Genomic DNA, 23564 nt, shown 5'->3' with positions numbered 1-23564 from the left:
GATTATTGGATGTTTGTTTTCTTCCTCTTTGCCGGTTTGCCGACTTTTTCCTCTGAATGTTCTTCCACAGTCAAGTAACCGTGATCTGAGGGTTGCCTGCCTTTATCAGCAGTAACGTATGCCTCATCTGCCCACCTTCTTTTCAGTGATACAGAGCCATGCACCTGTGGCGGGAAGCCTGTCCTGGTCTTTATTTGATCAATGTATGGTTTCATTAAATCCTGACTCAAGAGCCTGTTAACCGGAATTTCAATGACCTCAAATCCTTGTTTTTGCAACAGTGCGATTTTCAGCAGAGTCGAACCATTCCTGGTGTTGAAATCACCACACACGTAATGAAACGGTCCCTGAACTTCAATAACAATGTTGTGATCTGGCAGTAGCAGGTCAACCGGAGGCAGTGAGTTCAGGCATTTTTCTTCTTCAATCTTCAAAGAGGGAAAGCATGATTGGAGTTGATCGTGAAAGTCGGATTGATGTTTTGACCTGATTGTCTGGTAATGGGGGACGACAGGACACACTCTGCCAAGCCAACTTGCGGCCTGGGCAATGGTCCGTTGATCCTCTTCATTGTGCAGGAATGTAGTTTCCAAACGGATAAACAGGTCATCCATGTGCTTTTCAAGCCAGTTATTGTAACTGCAGTCCAGAGACAATCTGGCACAGCAAACCATTACTCCCCAGAGAGACATCAATATGTCTTTCTGTGAGAGCTGAGGGTTTTCACTGATTCGGTTAACAAGCGATTCGAACACAAAGGTCACCAGGTTCAGCTCAACGAACTCACCCAGTTTCGCCGTGGCCCACAGCAGATTGGCGATTTCCTGTGGTTTAAAGTTAGCTTTCTGTGTGATCACTTGACGCAACAGCGCGGCCACGACCTCGTTGAGCTCTGATGCCCACTCCCCGTTGTCCACCAGTTTCGCCATGGCCCACAGAAGATTAGCGATTTCCTGTGGTTTAAAGTTAGCTTTCTGTGTGTTCATGTGGCGCAACAGCGCGGCCACGACCTCGTTGAGTTCTGATGTCCACTCCCCGTTGTCCACCAGTTTCGCCATGGCCCACAGAAGGTTGGCGATTCCCTGTGGTTTAAAGTTAGCTTTCGCTGCGTGCACATGAGGCAACAGCGCAGCCACGGCCTCGTTAAACACTGATGCCTGCTCCTGCCCGCTATCCACCAGTTTCGCCATGGCCCACAGCAGGTTGGTGATACCCTGTGGTTCAAAGTTATCTTTCTGTGCGTTCACGTGAGGCAACAGCGCGGCCAAGGCCTCGTTGAGTTGTGATGTCCGAACCAGGCCGTTGTCCACCAGTTTCGCCGTGGCCCACAGCAGGTTGGCGATTTCTTGTGGATTAAAGTTAGCTTTCGCTGTGTTGACGAGTGGCAATAGCGCGGCCACGGGCTCTTTGAACAGCGGTGTCCGCTCCAGCCCGTTGTCCACCAGTTTCGCCATGGCCCATAGCAGGTTGGCGATTTCCTGTGGTTTAAAGTTAGCTTTCTGTGCGTTCACGAAGGGTAACAGCGCGGCCACGGCCTTGTTCAGCTCTGGTGTCTGCTCTTGCCCCTTGTCCACCAGTTTTGCCATGGCCCACAGCAGGCTGGCGATATGCTGAGGAATAAATTGTTTTTTCTTTGCGTTCACCTGGGGCAACAGTGCGGCCATAGCCTCTTTGAGCCCTGGTGTCCGCTCCAGCCCGTTGTCCATCAGTTTTGACATGGCCCACAGCAGGTTGGCAATACCCTGTGGTTTAAAGTTAGCTTTCGCTGCGCTCACGTGGGGCAACAGCGCAGCCAACGCCTCGTTGAACTCTGGTGTTCGCTTTTGCCCGTTGTCCACCAGTTTCGCCATGGCCCACAGAAGGTTGGCGATACCCTGTGGTGTAAAGTTAGCTTTCTGTGCGCTCACATGGGGCAACAGCGCGGCCACGGTTTCGTTAAACCCTGGCATCCACTGTGGCTCGTTGTCCACCAGTTTCGCCATGGCCCAAAGAAGGTTGGCGATACCCTGTGGTGTAAAGTTAGCTTTCTGTGCGCTCATATGGGGCAACAGCGCGGCCACGGTTTCGTTAAACCCTGGCATCCGCTGTGGCTCGTTGTCCACCAGTTTCGCCATGGCCCACAGCAGGTTGGCGACACCCTGGGCATCAATATCCATGACGTTATGTTTTTGGTTGCACTTGAATATGATTGCCTCAAGCAGCGTTGACAGTATGGCAGCCTGAGTTCGCTTAACACGCTCATCCATGGGGTGATGAGAAGTAAAAACACCGGCTGAAGTCAATGAATGAAGTGTTGTGGTCAGGCTTAGCCAATTCCAGCTCGGCGTTGCGGTAAAATTTTGCATCAAACGCATCAGCTGGCTTTGTTCCGCTCGATTTAACGGTCTTTTAGACGCTGACGTGTATTTTTTAATTGAACTGGCATATAGACCGTGATCTCTCCCATCATAGCGATGACCGAAACGATCCGATTTACTCACCAGACCATCCATGATCTCCTGTTTGATGAGACTATTAAAATCTCGAGCATTGTTTATTGAACGACACAGTAGATATTTAGAAGGGCGTGCAGCTGAAGAATGGTAAAAATCATTGCGCCCCGGGGTAGTGCGGAGGGGATTATCCCTCTGTCTGACTGGGCCATGTCTATATTGAACACACCTTGAAGGAGAAATGGGATGGCCATCCTGTCGGTTGTAGTAATTATCTGATCTTGTGTATTGACCACTGCTACCCGCAGAGCTTCTATCCATAATTATATTTCATTAATTCATGGAAATATAAAAAGCAGACTGCGGTTCTTTTCAGAAGTTCATTTTGCTGAAATATTTATAAACGTAAAAGTAACAGAGGTCTTACCATCCTTTATCGGCAGTAAAATATGGGAGATCTGCGCCGTGCTTTAAGTAAGTGATACAAAACCATGCCCCTGTGGCTGGATATCTACCCTGGTCTTTATTTGATCAATGCATCGTTTAATCGACTTCTGGCTACAAAGCTGGTTAACCGGAATTTCAACGACCTTAAATCCTGCTTTTTGCAGCAGTGCGATTTTCAGCAGAGTAGAACCATTCCTGGTTTTGAAATCACCACCCACGTAATGAGACGATCCCTGAACTTCAATCACCATCTTGTGATCTGGCAGTATCAGGTCCACCGGAGCTAATGAGTTCAGGCTCTTTTCTTCTTCAATTTTCAAAGAGGGAATGCATGATTGGAGTTGATTGCGGAAGTCGGATTGAGGTTTTGAAATGATGTTATGGTAATGGGGCACGACCGGACAGGCTTTGCCAAGCCAACTTGCGGCCATGGCAATGATGCGTTGATCCTCTACATTGTCCGGGGCTGTATTTTCCAGACGAGCAAACAGGTCATCCATGTACTTTTCCAGCCTGTTATTTTTATTGGCATGGGAGACCAGAGACAACCTGGCACAACATACCATTATTCCCCAGAGGGACATCAATATGTCTTTCTGGGAGAGCTGAGGATTTTCACTGATTCGGTAAACAAGCGATTCGAACGTAGAGGTAACCACCTTCAGCGCAACGAACTCTCCCAGTTTCGCCACGGCCCACAGCAGGTTAGCAATTTCCTGTGGTTTAAAGTTAGCTTTCTGTGTGTTGATGTGGGGCAACAGCGCGGCGACGGCCTCTTCGAATTCTGGTGTCCGCTCCTGCCCATTGTTCACCAGTTTTGCCATGACCCATAGCAGGTTGGCGATATGCTGAGGAGTAAACTGGTCTTTTTGTGTGTTCAAGTGTGGCAACAGGGCAGTCACGGCCTCATTGAACTCTGGTGTCCACTCTTGTCCATTGTCCACCAATTTTGCGATGGCCCACAGCAGGTTGGTGATTTCCTGTAGATTAAAGTTAGACTTTTGAGTGTTCAGGTGGGGCAATAGCACGGCTACGGCCTTGTTGAGCTTGGGTGTCCGCTCCTGCCCGTGGTCCACCAGTTTCGCCATGGCCCACAGCAAGTTGGCGATTTCCTGTGGTTTAAAGTTAGCTTTGTGTGCGTTCACCTGGGGCAACAGCATGGCCACGGTTTCTTTGATTTCTGGTGTCTGCGCCTGCCCGTTGTCCACCAGTTTAGCCACGGCCCACAACAGGTTGGCAATATGCTGAGGCATAAATTGGTCTTTCTGCGCGTTCACATGGGGCAACAGCACGACCACGGTTTTTTTGAGGCTTGGTGTCAAGTTCAGCTTGTTGTCCACCAGTTTTGCCATGGCCCAAATCAGGTTGGCGATTTCCTGTGGTTTAAAGCTAGTTTTCTGTGCGCTCACACGGGGCAAAAGCAGGGTCACGGCTTCGTTGAGCCCTGGTGTCCATTTCTGCCCGTTGTCCACCAGTTTCGCGATGGCCCACATCAGGTTGGTGATGCCCTGGGTAATAAATTGGTCTTTCTGTATGTTCACGCGGGGCAAAAGCGCGGCCAGGGTCTCTTTGAGCCCCGGTGTCAGTTTCTGTCCGTTGTCTATCAGTTTCGCCATGGCCCACAGCAGGTTGGCGATTTGTTGAGGAATAAATTGGTCTTTCTGTGCGATCACGTGAGGCAACAGTGCAGTCACGGTCTCCTTGAGCCCTGGTGTCCAATACTGCACGTTGTCTACCAGTTTTGCCATGGCCCACAACACGCAGGTGATACCCTGAGTATTAAATTGGTGTTTCTTTATCTTCACGTAGGGCAACAGCGTGGCGGTGGCCTCGTTGAACTCTGGTGTCCGCTCCAGTCCGTTGTCTAGCAATTTCGCCATGGCCCACAGCAGGTTGGCGATATGCTGAGGAATAAATTGGTCTTTCTTTGCATTAACATGGGGCAACAGCGCAGCCACTGCCGCTTTGAGCTTTGGCGTCAGTGCCTGCCCGTTGTCCACCAGTTTCGCCATGGCCCACATCAGGTTGGTGATGCCCTGTGGTCCAAAGTTGGCTTTCTGTTTGCTCACGAGCAGTAACAGTGCGGCCATGGTCTGTTTTAGCCTTTGTGTTCGCTGCAGTCCGTTGTCCACCATTTTTGCAATGGCCCACAGCTGGTTGGCAATTTCCTGCGGTTCTTTAGTTTTCTGTGCGTTTACGTGGGGTAACAGCGCGGCGATGGCCTCTTTAAGCACGGGTGTCCATTCCTGCCCTTTTTCCACCAGTTTGGCCATAGCCCACAGCTGGTTGGTAATATGCTGGGCATTGAATTGGTCTTTCTGTGCGTTCACGTGGTGTAACAAAGCGACCACGGCCTCGTTGAACTCCGGTGTCCGTTCCTGCCCGTTGTCCAACATTTTTGTCATGGCCCACAGCAGGTTGGCGACACCCTGGGCATCTATATCCCTGGCGTGAGGTTTTTGCTGGCACTTGAATATTATTGGATCAAGTAGTGTTGACAATAAGGCGGCTTGAGTACGCATAACAACTTCATCCATGGGTTTAAGAGGGGTAAAAATGCCCGCTGACGTCAATGAATGAAGTGTTGTCGTCAGGCTTCGCCAATTCCAGCTCCGTGTTGCAGTAAAATTCTGCAGCAAACGCAGCAACTGGCTTTGTTCCGTTCGATTTAACGGTCTTTTAGCCGCTGATGAGTATTTTTTAATTGAACTGGCATAGTGACCGTGATTTCTCCCATCATAGCGATGACCGAAACGATCCGATTTACTCACCAGGCCAGCCATTATTTCCTGTTTGGTGAGATCATTAAAATTTTGAGCAGGGTTTACTGAACGGCGCAGTAGATATTGAGAAGGGCGTGGGGCAGAAGAATGGTGAAATTTATTACGCCCCGGGGTTGTGCGTGGGGTATTATCTCGCTGTTTGACTGTGGCTTGTCTATATCGCCCACGCCTGGAAGCGGCATGGTCATTCGGTTGGTTATTATTACCTGATCTTGCGTATTGACCACTGATACCAGCAGAACTTCTATCCATAATTATATTTCATTAATTCATGAAAATATAAAAGGCAGACTGCTGTTCTGCCCAGAAGTTCATTGTGCAAAAAAGTTTACTTAAGTCATGATGGGAGGAAGGGGATTACTGGCTGCCTGTTTTCTTCTTTGCCGGGTTGGGTTGCTCTGCTAAATGTTCTTCACCAGTGACGTGTGCAGCGCCTGCCCACCTTCTTTTAAGTGCTACAGAGCCATGCTCCTGTGGCGTGATGCCTATCCTGGTCTTTATTTGATCAATGTATGGTTTCATTAAATCGTTGTTAAAAAGCTGGTTAGCCGGGATTTCAATGACCTCAAATCCTGCTTTTTGCAGCAGTGCGATTTTAAGCAGAGTCGAACCCTTCCAGGTTTTGAAATCACCACCTACGTAATGAGACGATCCCTGAACTTCAATCACCATGTTGTGATCTGGCAAAAGCAGGTCAACCGGAGGCAGTGAGTTCAGACTCTTTTCCTCTTCGATCTTCAAAGATGGAATAGATGATTTGAGTTGATCGCGGAAGTCGGCCTGGGTTTTTGAAATGGTCGTCTGGTAATCGAGAATGACCGAACAGGTTCTGCCAAGCCAACTTGCGGCCATGATCATGATGGATTGATGCTCTTTATTCTTTGGCGAGGTATTTTCCAGGCGAGTTAACAGGTCATCCATGTGCTTCTCAAGGATGTTATTTTTATTGGCATTGGAGTCTAGAGCCAACCTGGCACAGCATACCATTATTCCCCAGAGAGACATCGATATCTCTTTCTGAGAAAACTGAAGCTTCTCACTGATTCGATAGACAAGCGATTCGAACGTACAGGTAGCCAGGTTCAGCTCAATGAGTTCACCCATTTTGGCTGTGGCCCACAGAAGATTGGCAACACCCTGGGCATTAAATTGGTCTTTCTGTGCGTTCACAAGGGGCAACAGCGCGACCACAGCTTCGTTGAACTCTGGTGCCTGCACCTGCTCACTGTCCACCAGTTTTGCCATGGCCCACAGCAGGTTGGTGACACACTGAGCATTAAATTGGTCTTTCTGTGTATTTACGTTGGGCAACAGCGCAGCCACAGCTTTGTTGAACTCTGGTGTCTGTTCGTATCTGTTGTCCACCAGTTTTGCCATGGCCCACAGCAGGTTGGTGATATGCTGGGGAATAAATTGGTCTTTCAGTGCATTTACGTTGGGCAACAGCGCGGCCACAGCATCTTTAAGCCCTGGTGTTTTCTTCAGCCCGTTGTCCACCAGTTTCGCCATGGCCCACAGCAGATTGGCGATATGCTGAGGAATAAACTGGTCTTTCTGCGCGTTCACCTGGGGCAACAGCACGGCCACGGCTTTGTTAAGGTCTGGTGACCGCTCCAGTCCTTTGTCCACCAGTTTTGCCATGGCCCACAGCAGGTTGGCGATATGCTGAGGAATAAACTGGTCTTTCTGTGCATTCACGTGGGGCAACAACGCGGCCACGGTCTCGTTCAATTCTGGTGTCTGCTCCTGGCCGTTGTCCACCAGTTTCGCCATGGCCCACAGCAGGTTGGCAATAGCCAGGGCAGTAAATTGTTCTTTCTGTGCGTTCACGTGGGGCAACAGCGCGGCCACGGCCTCTTTGAGCTCTGGTGTCGGCTCCAGCCCGTTTTCCACCAGTTTCGCCATGGCCCACAGCAGGTTGGCGATACCCTGGGCATTAAACTGGTCTCTTTGTGCATTCACGCGGGGTAACAGCGCGGCTACGGTCGCTTTGAGTTCTGGTGTCCGCTCTTGGCCATTGTCCACCAGTTTCGCCATGGCCCACAGCAGATTGGCGATATGCTGAGGAATAAACTGGTCTTTCTCTGCGTTCACGTGGGGCAACATTACGGCCACAGCCTCTTTGAGGCCTGATGCCCACTTCTGGCCGTTGTCCACGAGTTTTGCCATGGCCCACAGCAGGTTATTGATTTCCTGTGGTTTAAAGTCAGTTTTCTGGGCGTTTACGCTGGGCAACAGCGTGGACACGGTCTTGTTGACCTCTGGTGTCTGCTCCTGCCCGATGTCCACCAGTTTCGCCATAGCCCACAGCAGGTTGGCGATTCCCTGAGGAATAAATTGTTTTTTCTGTACGTTCACATGGGGCAACAACACGGCCACGGCCTCTTTAAGCTCTGGTATCCGGTTCTGCCCGCTGTCCACCAGTTTCGCCATGGCCCACATCAGGTTGGCGATTCCATGGGCATCAATATCCTTGGCGGGAGGTTGTTGCTGGCACTTGAATATTATTGCATCCAGTAGCGTCGATAATAAGGCAGCTTGAGTACGCTTAACACGCTCATCCATGGGTTTATGAGGGGTAAAAACACCCGCTGAAGTCAATGAGTGCAGTGTTGTCGTCAGGCTTCGCCAATTCCAGCTCCGCGTTGCTGTGAAATTTTGCAGTAAACGCATTAGCTGGCTTTGTTCCGCTCGATTTAACGGTCTTTTAGACGCTGACGTGTATTTTTTTATTGAACTGGCATATAGGCCGTGATCTCTCCCGTCATAGCGATGACCGAAACTATCCGATTTCCTCACCAGATCATCCATTATTTCCTGTTTGATGAGGGCATGAAAATTTTGAGCAGGGGTTACTGAACGGCGCAGTAAATATTGAGAAGGGCCTGCGGCAGAAGAATGGTAAAATTTATTACGCCCCGGGGTTGTGCGTGGGGTATTATCCCGTTGTCTGACTGTGGCTTGTCTGCATCGCCCACGCCTGGAAGCGGCATGGTCATTCGTTTGGTTGTCATTATTACCTGATCTTGCGTATTGACCACTGATACCAGCAGAACTTCTATCCATAATTATATTTCATTAATGCATGAAAATATAAAAAGCAGACTGCTGTGCAGTTCAGAAGTTCATTTTGTGGAAAAGTTTACTTGAATCATGATTGGAGGAAGGCGATTACTGGCTGTTTGTTTTTTTCCTCTTTGCCGGGTTGGTTTGCTCTGCTAAATGTTCTTCGGCAGTAATGTATGTAGCACTTGCCCACCCTCTTTTAAGTGATACCGAGCTATGACCCTGTGGCGGGATGCTTACCCTGATCTTTATTTGATCAATACATGGTTTCATTAAATTTTTGTTCGAAAGCTGGTTAGCCGGTATTTCAATGACCTCAAATCCTGATTTTTGCAGCAGTGCGATTTTAAGCAGAGTCGAGCCTTTTCTGGTATTGAAATCACCACCCACGTAATGAGATGGTCCCTGAACTTCAATAACCATGTTGTGATCTGGTAGCAGCAGGTCAACCGGAGGTAATGAGTTCAGACTTTTTTCTTCTTCAATCCTCAAAGATGGAATTGATGATTGGAGTTGATCACGGAAGTCGACCTGGATTTTTGAAATGTTTGTGTGGTAAGGGCGAACGACCGGACAGGTTCTGCCAAGCCAACTTGCAGCCATGGTAATGATGGATTGTTCCTCTTCATTGTCTGACGATGTATTTTCCAGACGAGTGAACAGGTCATCCATGTGTTTTTCAAACACGTTACTTTTATTGGCCTTGGATTCCAGAGTCAACCTGGCACAGCATACCATTACTCCCCAGAGAGACATCAATATCGCTTGCTGAGAGAGTTGAGCGTTGTCACTGATTCGATAGACAAGCGATTCGAACGTAGAGGTAACCACGCTCAGCTCAACGAGTTCACCAAGTTTCGCCATGGCCCAAAGCAGGTTGGCGATACCCTGAGGATTAAATTGGTCTTTCTGTGCGTTCACGAGGGGCAACAGCACGTCCACGGCTTCTTTGAGCTCTGCTGACTGTTCCTGCCGGTTGTCCACCAGTTTCGCCATGGCCCACAGCAGGTTGGTGATAGCTTGAGGAATAAATTGGTCTTTCTGTGCGTTCACGTGGGGCAACAGCGCGGCCACGGCCTCTTTGAGTCCTGGTATCCGGTTCTGCCCGTTGTCTACCATTTTCGCCATGGCCCATAGCAGGTTGGTGATTTCCTGTGGTGTAAAGTTAGCTTTCTGTGCGTTCACGTAGGGCAACAGCGCGGCCACGGCCTCTTTGAGTTCTGGTATCCGGTCCTGCCCGCTGTCCACCAGTTTCGCCATGGCCCACAGCAGGTTGGCAATGTGCTGAGGAATAAACTGGTTTTTCTTTGCGTTCACTTGGGGCAACAGCACGGCCACGGCCTCGTTAAGATCTGGTATCCGCTCCAGCCCGTTGTTCACCAGTTTTGCCATGGCCCACAGCAGGTTAGCGATTTCCTGTGGTTTAAAGTGAGCTTTCTGTGCGTTCACGTGGGGCAACAGCGCGGCCATGGCTCTTTTGAACTCTGGTGTCAGCTTCTGCCCGTTGTCCACCAGTTTCGCCATGGCCCACATCAGGTTGGCGATTTCTTGGGCATTAAATTGGTTTTTCTGGGTGTTCACGCGGGGCAACAGCGCGGCCACGACCTCTTTGAACTCTGGTGTCCACTCTTGGCCGCTATCCACCAGTTTCGCCATGGCCCACAGCAGGTTGGCGATATGCTGAGGAATAAATTGGTCTTTTTGTGCATTAACGTGGGGCAACAACGCCGCCACGGCCTCTTTGAGTTCTGGTGTCCGCGCCTGCCCATTGTCCACCAGTTTAGCCATGGCCCACAGCAGGTTGGCGATATGCTGAGGAATAAATTGGTCTTTCTGTGCATTCACGCGGGGCAACAGCGCGGCCACGGTCTCGTTGAGCTCTGGTGTCCGCTCCTGCCCGATGTCCACCAGTTTCGCCACGGCCCATAGCAGGTTGGTGATAGCCTGAGGAATAAATTGGTCTTTCTGTGCGTTCACATGGGGCAACAGCGCGGCCACGGTCTCTTTGAGTCCTGGTATCCGGTACTGCCTGTTGTCTACCATTTTCGCCATGGCCCACAGCAGGTTGGCAATGCCCTGGGCATGTTGGTTTTTCTGTGCTTGCACGAGGGGCAACAGGGCGGCCACGGCCTCTTTAAGCTCTGCTGTAAGCTTCTGCCCGTTGTCCAGCAGTTTCGCCATGGCCCACACCAGGTTGGCGACTTCCTGTGGTTTAAAGTGAGCTTTCTGTGTGTTCACGTGGGGCAACAGCGCGGCCATGGCCTTGTTGAATTCTGGTGTCTTCTCCTGCCCGTTGTCCACCAGTTTCGCCATGGCCCACAGCAGGTTGGCGATTCCCTGGGCATCAATATCCCATGCTTCAGCTTTTTTGTTGCACTTGAATCTTATTGCATCCAGTAGCGTTGACAATATGGCAGCTTGAGTACGCTTGACACGCTCATCCATGGGTTTATGAGGGGTAAAAACACCTGCTGAAGTCAATGAGTGAAATGTTGTCGTCAGGCTTCGCCAATTCCAGCTCCGCGTTGCTGCGAAATTTTGCAGCAAACGCATCAGCTGTCTTTGTTCTGTTCGATTTAACGGTCTTTTAGCAGCTGATGAGTATTTTTTAATTAAACTGGCATACAGGCCGTGATCTCTCCCATCATAGCGATGACCTAAACGATCCGATTTACTCACCAGATCATCCATTATTTCCTGTTTGATGAGGGCATGGAAATTTTGAGCAGGGTTTACTGAACGGCGCAGTAAATATTGAGAAGGGCCTGTGGCAGAAGACTGGTAAAATTTATTACGCCCCGGGGTTGTGCGTGGGGTATTATCCCGCCGTCTGACTGTGGCTTGTCTATATCGCCCACGCCTGGAAGCGGCATGGTCATTCGGCTGGTTGTCATTATTACCTGATCTAGCGTATTGACCACTGATACCGGCAGAACTTCTATCCATAATTATATTTCATTAATGCATGAAAATATAAAAAGCAGACTGCTGTTCTGCTCAGAAGTTCATTTTGCAAAAAAGTTTACTTGAGTCATGATGGGAGGAAGGCGATTACTGACTGTTTGTTTTCTTCCTCTTTGCCGGGTTGGTTTGCTCTGCTAAATGTTCTTCACCAGTAATGTATGCAGCACCTGTCCACCTTCTTTTAAGTGATACAGAGCCATGCTCCTGTGGCGGGATGCCTATCCTGGTCTTTATTTGATCAATGTATGGTTTCATTAAATCGTTGCTCAAAAGCTGGTTAGCCGGGATTTCAATGACCTCAAATCCTGCTTTTTGCAGCAGTGCAATTTTAAGCAGAGTCGAACCGTTCCTGGTGTTGAAATCACCACCCACGTAATGAGACGGTCCCTGAGCTTCAATCACCACGTTGTGATCTGGCAGAAGCAGGTCAACCGGAGGTAATGAGTTCAGCCTCTTTTCTTCTTCGATCTTCAAAGCTGGAATAGATGATTTGAGTTGATCACGGAAGTCGGCTTGGTTTTTTGAAATGATTGTCTGGTATTGGAGGACGGCCGAACAGGTTCTGCCAAGCCAACTTGCAGCCATGATCATGATGGATTGATCCTCTTCATTATCTGGCGATGTATTTTCCAGACGAATGAACAGGTCATCCATGTGTTTTTCAAACACGTTATTTTTATTGGCATTGGAGTCTAGAAACAACCTGGCACAGCATACCATTACTGCCCAGAGAGACATCGATATCTCTTTCTGGGAAAACTGAGGGTTCTTAATGATTCGATAGACAAGCGACTCGAACGTAGAGGTAACCACGTTCAGCTCAACGAGTTCACCCAGTTTCGCAATGGCCCAAAGCAGGTTGGCGATTTCCTGTGGTTTAAAGTTAGCTTTTTGTGCGTTAACGAGGGGCAACAGCGCGACCACAGCCTCGTTGAACTCTGGTGTGTCCTGCCCGTTGTCTACCAGTTTCGCCATTGCCCAAAGCTGGTTGGCGATCCCCTGTGGTTTAAAGTTAGCTTTTTGTCCATTCACGAGGGGCATCAGTGCGGACACGGCCTCGTTGAGTCCTGGTGTCTGCCCCTGCCTGTTGTCTACCAGTTTCGCCATGCCCCAAAACAGGTTGGCGATTTCCTGTGGGTTAAAGTTAGCTTTTTGTATGTTCACGAGGGGCAACAGCGCCGCCAAGGCCTCGTTGAGTTCTGGTGTCTGCTCCTGCCCGTTGTCCACCAGTTTCGCCATGGCCCACAGCAGGTTGGCGATATGCTGAGGAATAAATTGGTCTTTCTGTGTGTTCACGCGGGGCAACAGCGCGACCACGGTCCTGTTGAGCTCTGGTGTCTGCTCCTGCCCGATGTCCACCAGTTTCGCCATGGCCTGTAGCAGGTTGGCGATGCCCTGGGCAGTAAATTGGTCTTTCTGTGCGGTCACGTGGGGCAACAGCGAGGCCACGGCCTTTTTGAACTCTGGTGTTTGCTCCTGCCCGTTATCTATCAGTTTCGCCATGGCCCACAGCAGGTTGGCGATTCCCTGTGGTTTAAAGTTAGCTTTCTGTACGTTCACGATGGGCAACAGCGCAGCTACGGCTTCGTTGAACTCTGGTGTCTGCTCGTACCCGTTGTCCACCAGTTTCGCCATGGCCCACAGCAGGTTGGCGATTTCCTGACGTTTAAAGTTAGCTTTCTGTGCGTTCACGTGGGGCAACAGCACGGCCACGGTCTCGTTGAGACCTGGTGTCCGCTCCTGCCCGTTGTCCTCGAGTTTTGCCATGGCCCACAGCAGGTTGGCGATATGCTGAGGAATAAACTGGTCTTTCTGTGCGTTTACGTGGGGCAACAGCGCGACCACAGCCTCGTTGAGATCTGGTGTCCGCTCCTGGCCGTTGTCCTCCAGTTTTGCCATGGCCCACAGCAGGTTGGCGATATGCTGAGGAATAAACCGGTCTTTCTTTGCGTTCACGAGGGGCAACAGCGCGCCCAGGGCCTTGTTGAACTCTGGTGTCCGCTCCTGCCCGTTGTCCACCAGTTTCGCCATGGCCCACAGCAGGTTGGCAATGCCCTGGGCATTAAGTTGGTTTTTCTGTGCTTGCACGAGGGGCAACAGGGCGGCCACGGCCTCTTTGAGCTCTGCTGTACGCTTCTGCCCGTTGTCCAGCAGTTTCGCCATGGCCCACACCAGATTGGCGACTTCTTGTGGGTTAAAGTGAGCTTTCTGTGCGTTCACGTGGGGCAACAGCGCGGCCATGGCCTTGTTGAATTCTGGTGTCTGCTCCTGCCCGTTGTCCACCAGTTTCGTCATGGCCCACAGCAGGTTGGCGATTCCCTGGGCATCAATATCCCATGCTTCAGCTTTTTTGTTGCACTTGAATCTTATTGCATCCAGTAGCGTTGACAATAAGGCACCTTGAGTACGCTGAACACGCTCATCCACGGGTTTATGAGAGGTAAAAACACCCGCTGAGGTCAATGAATGAAGTGTTGTCGTCAGGCTTCGCCAATTCCAGCTCCGCGTTGCTGTGAAATTTTGTAGCAAACGCATCAGCTGGCTTTGTTCTGTTCGATTTAACGGTCTTTTAGCAGCTGATGAGTATTTTTTAATTGAACTGGCATACCGACCGTGATTTCTCCCATCATAGCGATGACCGAAACGTTCCGATTTACTCACCAGGTCATCCATTATTTCCTGTTTGATGAGGGCATTAAAATCTTGAGCAGAGTTGACTGAACGGTGAATTAAATATTGAGAAGGGCGTGTGCCAGAAGAATGGTGAAATTCATTACATCCCGGGGTAGAGCGGGGGTGACTATCCCACTGTCTGACTGTGGCATGCCTATACCGCCCACGCCCTGAAGAAGGGGCGTGGCCAATCGGTTGGTTGTAACCGTTATCTTGTCTTGTGTATTGATCACTGATACCAGCAGAACTTCTATCCATAATTATATTTCATTAATTCATGAAAATATAAAAAGAAGACTGCTGTTCTGTTCAGAAGTTCATTTTGTAGAAAAGTTTACTTGAGTAATGATGGGAGGAAGGCGTTTACTGGCTGTTTGTTTTCTTCCTCTTTGCCGGGTTGGTTTGCTCTGCTAAATGTTCTTCACCAGTAATGTATGCAGCAACTGCCCACCTTCTTTTAAGTGATACAGAGCCATACTCCTGTGGCGGGATGCCTATCCTGGTCTTTATTTGATCAATGTATGGTTTCATTAAATCCTGACTTAAGAGCCTGTTAACTGGAATTTCAATGACCTCAAAACCGGATTTTTGCAACAGTGCGATTTTAAGCAGAGTCGAACCGTTCCTGGTATTGAAATCTCCACCCACGTAATGAGAGGGACCCTGAACTTCGATCACTATGTTGTGATCTGGCAGTAGCAGGTCAACCGGAGGTAATGAGTTCAGACTCTTTTCTTCTTCGATCTGCAAAGATGGAATAGATGATTGGAGTTGATCGCGAAAGTCGGCTTGGGTTTTTGAAATGTTTGTCTGGTAATGGCGAACGAACGGACAGGCTCTGCCAAGCCAACTTGCAGCCATGGTAATGATGGATTTTTCCTCTTCATTGTTTGGCGATGTATTTTCCAGGTGAGTGAACAGGTCATCCATGTGCTTTTCAAGCACGTTATTTTTATGGGCATTGGAGTATAGAGCCAACCTGGCACAGCATACCATTACGGCCCAGAGAGACATCGATATATCATGCTGAGATAACTGAGGGTTCTCACTGATTCGATAGACAAGCGATTCGAACGTAGAGGTAACCACGTTCAGCTCAACGAGCTCACCCAGTTTCGCCATAGTCCAAAGCAGGTTAGCGATTTCCTGTGGTTTAAAGTTAGCTTTTTGTGCCTTCACGAGCGGCAACAGCGCGACCACAGCCTCGTTGAGCTCTGGAGTCCACTCCTGCGCGTTATCCACCAGTTTCGCCACTGCCCATAGCAGGTTGGTGATTGCCTGTGGTGTAAAGTTCGCTTTCTGTGCGTTCACGTGGGGCAACAGCGCGGCCGCGGCTTCCATGAGCCCTGGTATCTTCTCCTGCCCGTTGTTCACCAGTTTCGCCATGGCCCACAGCAGGTTGGCAATGCCCTGGGCATTAAGTTGGTTTTTCTGTGCGTTAACAAGGGGCAACAGGGCAGCCACGGCCTCGTTGAGCCCTGGTGTCTGCTCTTGCCCGCTGTCCACCAGTTTCGCCATGGCCCACAGCAGGTTGGCGATGTGCTGAGGAATCAATTGGTCTTTCTGTGCGTTCACGTGGGGCAGCAGCGCGGCCAAGGCCTCGTTGAACTCTGGTGTCTGCTCATGACCATTGTCCACCAGTTTCGCCATGGCCCACAGCAGGTTGGCAATGCCCTGGGCATTAAGTCGGTTTTTCTGTGCGTTCAGGAGGGGCAGCAAGGCGGCCACGGCCTCTTTAAACTCCGGTGTTCGCTCCAGCCCGTTGTCCACCAGTTTTGCCATGCCCCACAGCAGACTGACGATACCCTGTGGTTTAAAGTTAGCTTTTTGTACGTTCACGAGGGGCAATAGTGCGGCCACGGCCTCGTTGAGCTCTGGTGTCTGCTCCTGTCCGTTGTCCACCAGTTTCGCCATGGCCCACAGCAGGTTGGCAATGCCCTGGGCATTAAGTTGGTTTTGCTGTGCTTGCACGAGAGGCAAAAGGGCGGCCAAGGCCTCTTTGAGATCTGCTTTACGCACATGCCCGTTGTCCAGCAGTTTCGCCACGGCCCACACCAGGTTGGTGACTTCCTGTGGTTTAAAGTGAGCTTTCTGTGTGTTCACTTGAGGCAATAGGGCGGCCACGGTCTCGTTCGGTTCTGGTGTCTGCTCCTGCCCGTTGTCCACCAGTTTCGCCATGGCCCACAGCAGGTTGACGATACCCTGTGGTTTAAAGTTAGCTTTTTGTACGTTCACGAGGGGCAGTAGTGCGGCCAGGGCCTCGTTGAGCTCTGGCGTCTGCTCCTGCCCGTTGTCCACCAGTTTCGCCATGGCCCACAGAAGGTTGGCAATGCCCTGGGCATTAAGTTGGTTTTTCTGTGCTTGCACGAGGGGCAACAGGGCGGCCACGGCCTCTTTAAGCTCTGCTGTACGCTCCTGCCCGTTGTCCAGCAGTTTCGCCATGGCCCACACCAGGTTGGCAACTTCCTGTGGTTTAAAGTGAGCTTTCTGTGCGTTCACGTGGGGCAACAACGCGGCCATGGCCATGTTGAATTCTGGTGTCTGCTCCTGCCCGTTGTCCACCAGTTTCGTCATGGCCCACAGCAGGTTGGCGATTCCCTGGGCATCAATATCCCATGCTTCAGCTTTTTTGTTGCACTTGAATCCTATTGCATCCAGTAGCGTTGACAATAAGGCAGCTTGAGTACGCTTAACACGCTCATCCATGGGTTTATGAGGAGTAAAAACACCCGCTGAAGTCAATGAGTGAAATGTTGTCGTCAGGCTTCGCCAATTCCAGCTCCGTGTTGCAGTAAAATTTTGCAGCAAATGCATCAGCTTGCTTTGTTCTGTTCGATTTAACGGTCTTTTAACAGCTGATGAGTATTTTTTAATTGAACTGGCATACTGACCGTGATTTCTCCCATCATAGCGATCACCGAAACGTTCCGATTTACTCACCAGGTCATCCACTATTTCCTGTTTGATGAGGGCATTAAAATCTTGAGCAGAGTTGACTGAACGGCGCTGTAGATGTTGAGAGGAGCGTGTGCCGGGAGAATGGTAAAATTCATTGCGACCTGGTGCAGTGTGGGGGGAATTATCCCATTGTCTGACTGTGGTATGCCTGTATCGCCCACACCTTGAAGAAGGGGCATGGCCATTCGGTTGGTTGTAACCGTTATCTGATCTTGTGTATTGACCACTGATGCCAGCAGAGCTTTTATCCATAACTATATTTCATTGATTCATGAAAATATAAAAAGCAGACTGCTGTTCTGTTCAGAAGTTCATTTTGCAAAAAAGTTTACTTGAGTCATGATGGGAGGAAGGCGATGACTGGCTGCTTGTTTTCTTCCTGTTTGCTGGGTTGGTTTGCTATTTTGAATGTTCTTCACCAGTCACGTATGCAGCATCTGCCCACCCTCTTTTAAGTGATACACCGTCATGAGCCTGTGGCGCGATGCTTGCCCTGATCTTTATTTGATCAATATAGGGTTTCATTAAATCTTTCTTCAAAAGCTGGTTAGCCGGGATTTCAATGACCTCAAATCCTGCTTTTTGCAAAAGTGCGATTTTCAGCAGAGTCGAACCATTCCTGGTTTTGAAATCACCACCTACGTAATGACGCGGTCCCTGAACTTCAATCACCATGTTGTGATCGGGCAGTAGCAGGTCAACCGGAGGTAATGAGTTCAGACTCTTTTCTTCTTCAATCCTCAAAGATGGAATAGATGATTTGAGTTGATCGCGGAAGTCGACCTGGTTTTTTGAAATGTTTGTGTGGTAATGGCGAACGACCGGACAGGCTCTGCCAAGCCAACTGGCAGCCAGGGTAATGATGGATTGTTCCTCTTCATTGTCTGGCGATGTATTTTTCAGGCGAGTGAACAGGTCATCCATGTGCTTTTCAAACACGTTGCTTTGATTAGCATTGGAATCCAGAAACAACCTGGCACAGCATACCATGACTCCCCACAGAGACAACGGTATCTCTTGCTGAGAAAACTGAGGGTTCTCACCGATTCGATAGACAAGCGATTCGAACGTATAGGTAACCACGTTCAGCTCAAGGAGTTCACCCAGTTTTGCCATGGACCAAAGCAGGTTAGCGATTTCCTGTGGTTTAAAGTTAGCTTGTTGTGCGATCACGAGAGGCAACAGGGCGACCACAGCCCCGTTGAGCTCTGGCTCCTGCGCGTTGTCCACCAGTTTCGCCATGGCCCAAAGCAGATTGGCGATACCCTGGGCATTAAATTGGTCTTTCTGTGCGTGCACACGGGGCAACAGCGCGGCCACGGCCTCCATGAGCCCTGGTATCTTCTTCTGCCCGTTGTCCACCAGTTTTGCCATAGCCCAGAGCAGGTTGGCGATACCTTGTGGTTTAAAGTTAGCTTTCTGTACGTTCACAAGGGGCATCAGCGCGGTCATGGCCTCGCTGAACCCCGGAGTCTGCTCCTGCCCGCTGTCCACCAGTTTTGCCATGGCCCACAGCAGGTTGGCGATTTGCTGAGGAATCAATTGGTCTTTCAGTGCCTTCACGTGGGGCAACAGCGCGGCCACGGCCTCGTTGAGCTCTGATGTCTGCTCCTGCCCGCTGCCCACCAGTTTTGCTATGACCCACAGCAGGTTGGCAATGCCCTGGGCATTAAGTTGGTTTTTCTGTGCTTGCACGAGGGGCAACAGGGCGGCCACGGCCTCTTTGAGCTCTGCTGTACGCTTCTGCCCGTTGTCCAGCAGTTTCGCCATGGCCCACACCAGATTGGCGACTTCTTGTGGGTTAAAGTGAGCTTTCTGTGCGTTCACGTGGGGCAACAGCGCGGCCATGGCCTTGTTGAATTCTGGTGTCTGCTCCTGCCCGTTGTCCACCAGTTTCGTCATGGCCCACAGCAGGTTGGCGATTTCCTGGGCACCAACATAGCTGGCTTCATGTTTTTGGTTGCACTTGAATATTATTGCATCAAGCAGTGTTGACAATAAGGCAGCTTGAGTAAGCCTGACACGCTCATCCAAGGGTTTATGAGGGGTAAAAACACCCGCTGAAGTAAATGAGTGCAGTGTCGTCGTCAGGCTTCGCTAATTCCAGCTCCGCGTTGCTGTGAAATTTTGCAGCAAACGCATCAGCTGGCTTTGTTCCACTCGATTTAAAGGCCTTTTAGACGCTGACGTGTATTTTTTAATGGAACTGGCATATAGGCCGTGATCTCTCCCATCATAGCGATGACCGAAACGTTCCGACTTACTCACCAGACTATCCATTATTTCTGGTTTGATGAGGGCATGAAAATTTTGAGCAGGGTTTACTGAACGGCGCAGTAGATATTGAGAAGGGCATGCGGCAGAAGAATGGTAAAATTCATTACACTCCGGGGTTGTGCGTGGGGTATTATCCCACTGTCTGACTGTAGCTTGTCTATATCTCCCACACCTGGAAGCGACACGGCCATTCGGTTGGTTGTCATCATTACCTGATCTTGCGTATTGACCACTGATACCAGCAGAACTTCTATCCATAATTATATTTCATTAATTCATGAAAATATAAAAAGCAGAATGCTGTCCTGCTCAGAAGTTCATTGTGCGGAAAAGTTTACTTGAGTCATGATGAGAGGAAGGCGATTAGTGGCTGTTTGTTTTCTTCCACTTTGCCGGGTTGGTTTGCTCTGCTAAATGTTCTTCGACAGTCACGTATGCAGCGTCTTTCCACCCTCTTTTAGGTGATACAGCGTCATGACCCTGTGGCGGGATGCTTATCCTGGTCTTTATTTGGTCAATATAGGGTTTCATTAAATCGTTGTTCAAAAGCTGGTTAGTCGGGATTTCAATGACCTCAAATCCTGCTTTTTGCAACAGTGCGATTTTAAGCAGAGTCGAACCATTCCTGGTTTTGAAATCACCACCTACGTAATGAGAGGGGCCCTGAACTTCAATCACCATGTTGTGATCTGGCAGAAGCAGGTCAACCGGAGGTAATGAGTTCAGACTCTTTTCTTCTTCGATCGTCAAAGCTGGAATAGATGATTTGAGTTGATCACGGAAGTCGGCTTGGTTTTTTGAAATGATTGTCTGGTAATGGTGGACGACCGAACAGGTTCTGCCAAGCCAACTTGCAGCCATGGTAATGATGGATTGATCCTCTCCATTATCTGGCGATGTATTTTCCAGACGAATGAACAGGTCATCCATGTGTTTTTCAAATAGGTTATTTTTATTGGCATTAGAGTCCAGAAACAACCTGGCACAGCATACCATTAATGCCCAGAGAGACATCGATATCTCTTTCTGAGAAAACTGAAGGTTCTTACTGATTCGATAGAGAAGCGATTCGAACGTAGAGGTAACCACGTTCAGCTCAACGAGTTCACCCAGTTTCGCCATGGCCCAAAGCAGGTTAGCGATTTCCTGTGGTTTAAAGTTAGCTTTTTGTGCGTTCACGAGGGGCAACAGGGTGGCCACTGCCTCTTTGAGACCTGGTGACCGCTCCAGCCCGTTGTCCACCAGTTTTGCCATGGCCCAAAGCAGGTTGGCGATACCCTGCGGCTTAAAGTTAGCTTTTTGTCCATTCACGAGGGGCGTCAGCGCGGTCACGGCCTCGTTGAACCCTGGTGTCTGCTCCTGCCCGTTGTCTACCAGTTTCGCCATGGCCCACAGCAGGCTGGCAATATGCTGAGGAATAAATTGGTCTTTCTGTGCGTTCACATGGGGCAACAGCACGGCCACGGCCTTGTTAAGATCTGGTGTCCGCTTCTGCCCTTTGTCCACCAGTTTCGCCATGGCCCACAGCAGGTTGGCAATAGCCAGGGCATTAAACTGGTCTTTCTGTGTGTTCACGCAGGGCAACAACGCGGCCACAGCCTCTTTGAGCTCTGGTGTCTGCTCCTGCTCGTTGTCCACCAGTTTCGCCATGGCCCACAGCAGGTTGGCGATATGCTGAGGAATAAATTGGTTTTGCTGTGCGTTCACATGGGGCAACAGCGCGGCCACGGCCTCGTTGAGCACTGGTGTCTGCTCCTGCCCGTTGTCCACCAGTTTCGCCATGGACCACAGCAGGTTAACGATTCCCTGGGCATTAAATTGGTTTTTCTGTGCATTCACGTGGGGTAACAGCGTGACCACCGCCTCTTTGAGCCCTGGTATTTGCTCCTGCCCGTTGTCCACCAGTTTCGCCATAGCCCACAGCAGGTTGGCAATGCCCTGGGCATCAAGTTGGTTTTTCTGTGCGTTCACGAGGGGCAACAGGGCAGCCACGGCCTCGTTGAGCTCTGGTGTCTGCTCCTGCCCGTTGTCCACCAGTTTCGCCATGGCCCACAGCAGGTTGGTGATTGCCTGTGGTGTAAAGTTAGCTTTCTGTGCGTTCACGTGGGGCAACAGCACGGCCACGGCCTTGTTGAGATCTGGTGTCTGCTCGTGCCCTTTGTCCACCAGTTTCGCCATGGCCCACAGCAGGATGGCGATATCCTGGGGATTAAATTGGTCTTTCGGTGTGTTCACGCAGTGCAACAGCGCGGCCACAGCCTCTTTGAGCTCTGGTGTCTGCTCCTGCCCGTTGTCCACCAGTTTCGCCATGGCCCACAGCAGGTTGGAGATATGCTGAGGAATAAATTGGTTTTGCTGTGCGTTCACATGGGGCAGCAGCGCGGCCACGGCCTCGTTGAGCTCTGGTGTCTGCTCCTGCCCGTTGTCCACCAGTTTCGCCATGGCCCACAGCAGGTTGGTGATTCCCTGGGGATTAAATTGGTCTTTCTGTGCGCTCACGTGGGGTAACAGCGTGACCACCGCCTCTTTGAGCCCTGGTGTCCGCTCCAGCCCGTTGTTCGCCAGTTTCGCCATGGACCACATCAGGTTGGCAATGCCCTGGGCATTAAGTTGGTTTTTCTGTGCGTTTATGAGGGGCAACAGGGCGGCCACGGCCTCGTTGAGCTCTGGTGTCCGCTCCAGCCCGCTGTCCACCAGTTTCGCCATGGCCCACAGCAGGTTGGCGATACCCTGGGCATTAAACTGGTCTTTCTGTGCGTTCACTTGGGGCAACAGCGCGGCCACGGCCTCGTTGAGCCCAGGTGTCCGCTCCAGCCCATTGTCCACCAGTTTCGCCATGGCCCACAGCAGGTTGGTGATATGCTGAGGAGTAAATTGATTTTTCTGTGCGTTCACGAGGGGCAACAGGGCGGCCACGGCCTCGTTGAGCCCAGGTGTCCGCTCCAGCCCGTTGTCCACCAGTTTCGCCATGGCCCACAACAGGTTAGCGATAGCCTGAGGAATAAATTGGTCTTTCTGTACGTTTACGTGGGGCAACAACACGACCACAGCCTCATTGAGCTCTGCTGTGCGCTCCAGCCCGTTGTCCACCAGTTTCGCCATGGCCCACAGCAGGTTGGCAATATGCTGAGGAATAAATTGGTCTTTGTGTGCGTTCACGTGGGGCAACAACACGACTACGGCCTCGTTGAGCCCTGGTGTTAGTTCCTGCCCGTTGTCCATCAGTTTCGCCATGGCCCACAGCAGATTGGCGATTTCCTGAGCTCCAATATCACTGGCTTCAGGTTTTTGGTTGCAATTGAATATTATTGCATCCAGTAGCGTCGATAGTAAGGCAGCTTGAGTGAACTGAACACGCTCATCAATGGGTTTATGAAGGGTAAAAACACCCGCTGAAGTAAATGAGTGCAGTGTTGTCGTCAGGCTTCGCCAATTCCAGCTCCGGGTTGCGGTAAAATTTTGCAGCAAACGCATCAGCTGGCTTTGTTCCGCTCGATTTAAAGGTCTTTTAGACGCTGACGTGTATTTTTTAATTGAACTGGCATATAGGCCGTGATCTCTCCCATCATAGCGATGACCGAAACGATCCGATTTACTCACCAGACCATCCATTATTTCTGGTTTGATGAGGGCATGAAAATTTTGAGCAGGGTTTACTGAACGGCGTAGTAGATATTGAGAAGGGCCAGCGGCAGAAGAATGGTAAAATTTATTACGCCCCGGGGTTGTGCGTGGGGTATTATCCCACTGTCTGACTGTGGCTTGTCTATATCGCCCACGCCTGGAGGCGGCATGGCCATTCGGTTGGTTGTAATCATTACCTGATCTTGCGTATTTATCACTGATACCAGCAGAACGTCTATCCATAATTATATTTCATTAATTCATGAAAATATAAAAAGCAGACTGCTGTTCTGCCCAGAAGTTCATTTTGCAGAAAAGTTTACTTGAGTCATGATGGGAG

At 50.2% G+C, this 23564-nt stretch carries 9 protein-coding genes; all 9 read right to left on the bottom strand.

Going from position 1 to position 23564, the window contains the following annotated elements; all coding sequences use genetic code 11:
• Nucleotides 1-2: 2 nt before the first annotated feature.
• Nucleotides 3-2753 (bottom strand): RAP domain-containing protein, encoded by a 2751-nt coding sequence (locus J7438_RS16330; RefSeq protein WP_209277395.1) that lies wholly within the window; start codon nucleotides 2751-2753, stop codon nucleotides 3-5.
• A gap of 149 nt (nucleotides 2754-2902) precedes the next feature.
• Nucleotides 2903-5914: an RAP domain-containing protein gene (locus J7438_RS16325; protein ID WP_209277394.1), complete on the bottom strand. Its 3012-nt coding sequence runs from the start codon at nucleotides 5912-5914 to the stop codon at nucleotides 2903-2905.
• Nucleotides 5915-6019: 105 nt separating this feature from the next.
• Entirely contained in the window at nucleotides 6020-8728 is a 2709-nt protein-coding gene (locus J7438_RS16320; protein ID WP_209277393.1) for a DUF1601 domain-containing protein, read from the bottom strand.
• Nucleotides 8729-8833: 105 nt separating this feature from the next.
• Nucleotides 8834-11674 carry an RAP domain-containing protein gene (locus tag J7438_RS16315; RefSeq protein WP_209277392.1) on the bottom strand — a complete coding sequence of 947 codons (2841 nt, stop codon included), beginning with the start codon at nucleotides 11672-11674 and terminating at the stop codon, nucleotides 8834-8836.
• A 105-nt stretch (nucleotides 11675-11779) separates the two neighbouring features.
• Nucleotides 11780-14623: a DUF1601 domain-containing protein gene (locus J7438_RS16310; RefSeq protein ID WP_209277391.1), complete on the bottom strand. Its 2844-nt coding sequence runs from the start codon at nucleotides 14621-14623 to the stop codon at nucleotides 11780-11782.
• A 105-nt stretch (nucleotides 14624-14728) separates the two neighbouring features.
• Entirely contained in the window at nucleotides 14729-17575 is a 2847-nt protein-coding gene (locus tag J7438_RS16305) for an RAP domain-containing protein (RefSeq protein ID WP_209277390.1), read from the bottom strand.
• Nucleotides 17576-17722: 147 nt separating this feature from the next.
• A complete protein-coding gene (locus J7438_RS16300) occupies nucleotides 17723-19357 on the bottom strand; it encodes a DUF1601 domain-containing protein (RefSeq protein ID WP_209277389.1) in 1635 nt (544 codons plus the stop codon).
• Nucleotides 19358-19420: 63 nt separating this feature from the next.
• Complete coding sequence (locus J7438_RS16295; RefSeq protein WP_209277388.1) at nucleotides 19421-19858, bottom strand: hypothetical protein; 438 nt, start codon at nucleotides 19856-19858, stop codon at nucleotides 19421-19423.
• Between the two features lie 105 nt (nucleotides 19859-19963).
• Complete coding sequence (locus J7438_RS16290; RefSeq protein WP_209277387.1) at nucleotides 19964-23467, bottom strand: RAP domain-containing protein; 3504 nt, start codon at nucleotides 23465-23467, stop codon at nucleotides 19964-19966.
• Nucleotides 23468-23564: the final 97 nt, after the last annotated feature.

This window comes from Thalassotalea sp. G20_0 (assembly GCF_017744175.1).
GTDB lineage: Bacteria > Pseudomonadota > Gammaproteobacteria > Pseudomonadales > Endozoicomonadaceae > Endozoicomonas.
Note: the sequence above shows the minus strand (reverse complement) of the source record. Positions and strands in the feature narration are given on the sequence as shown.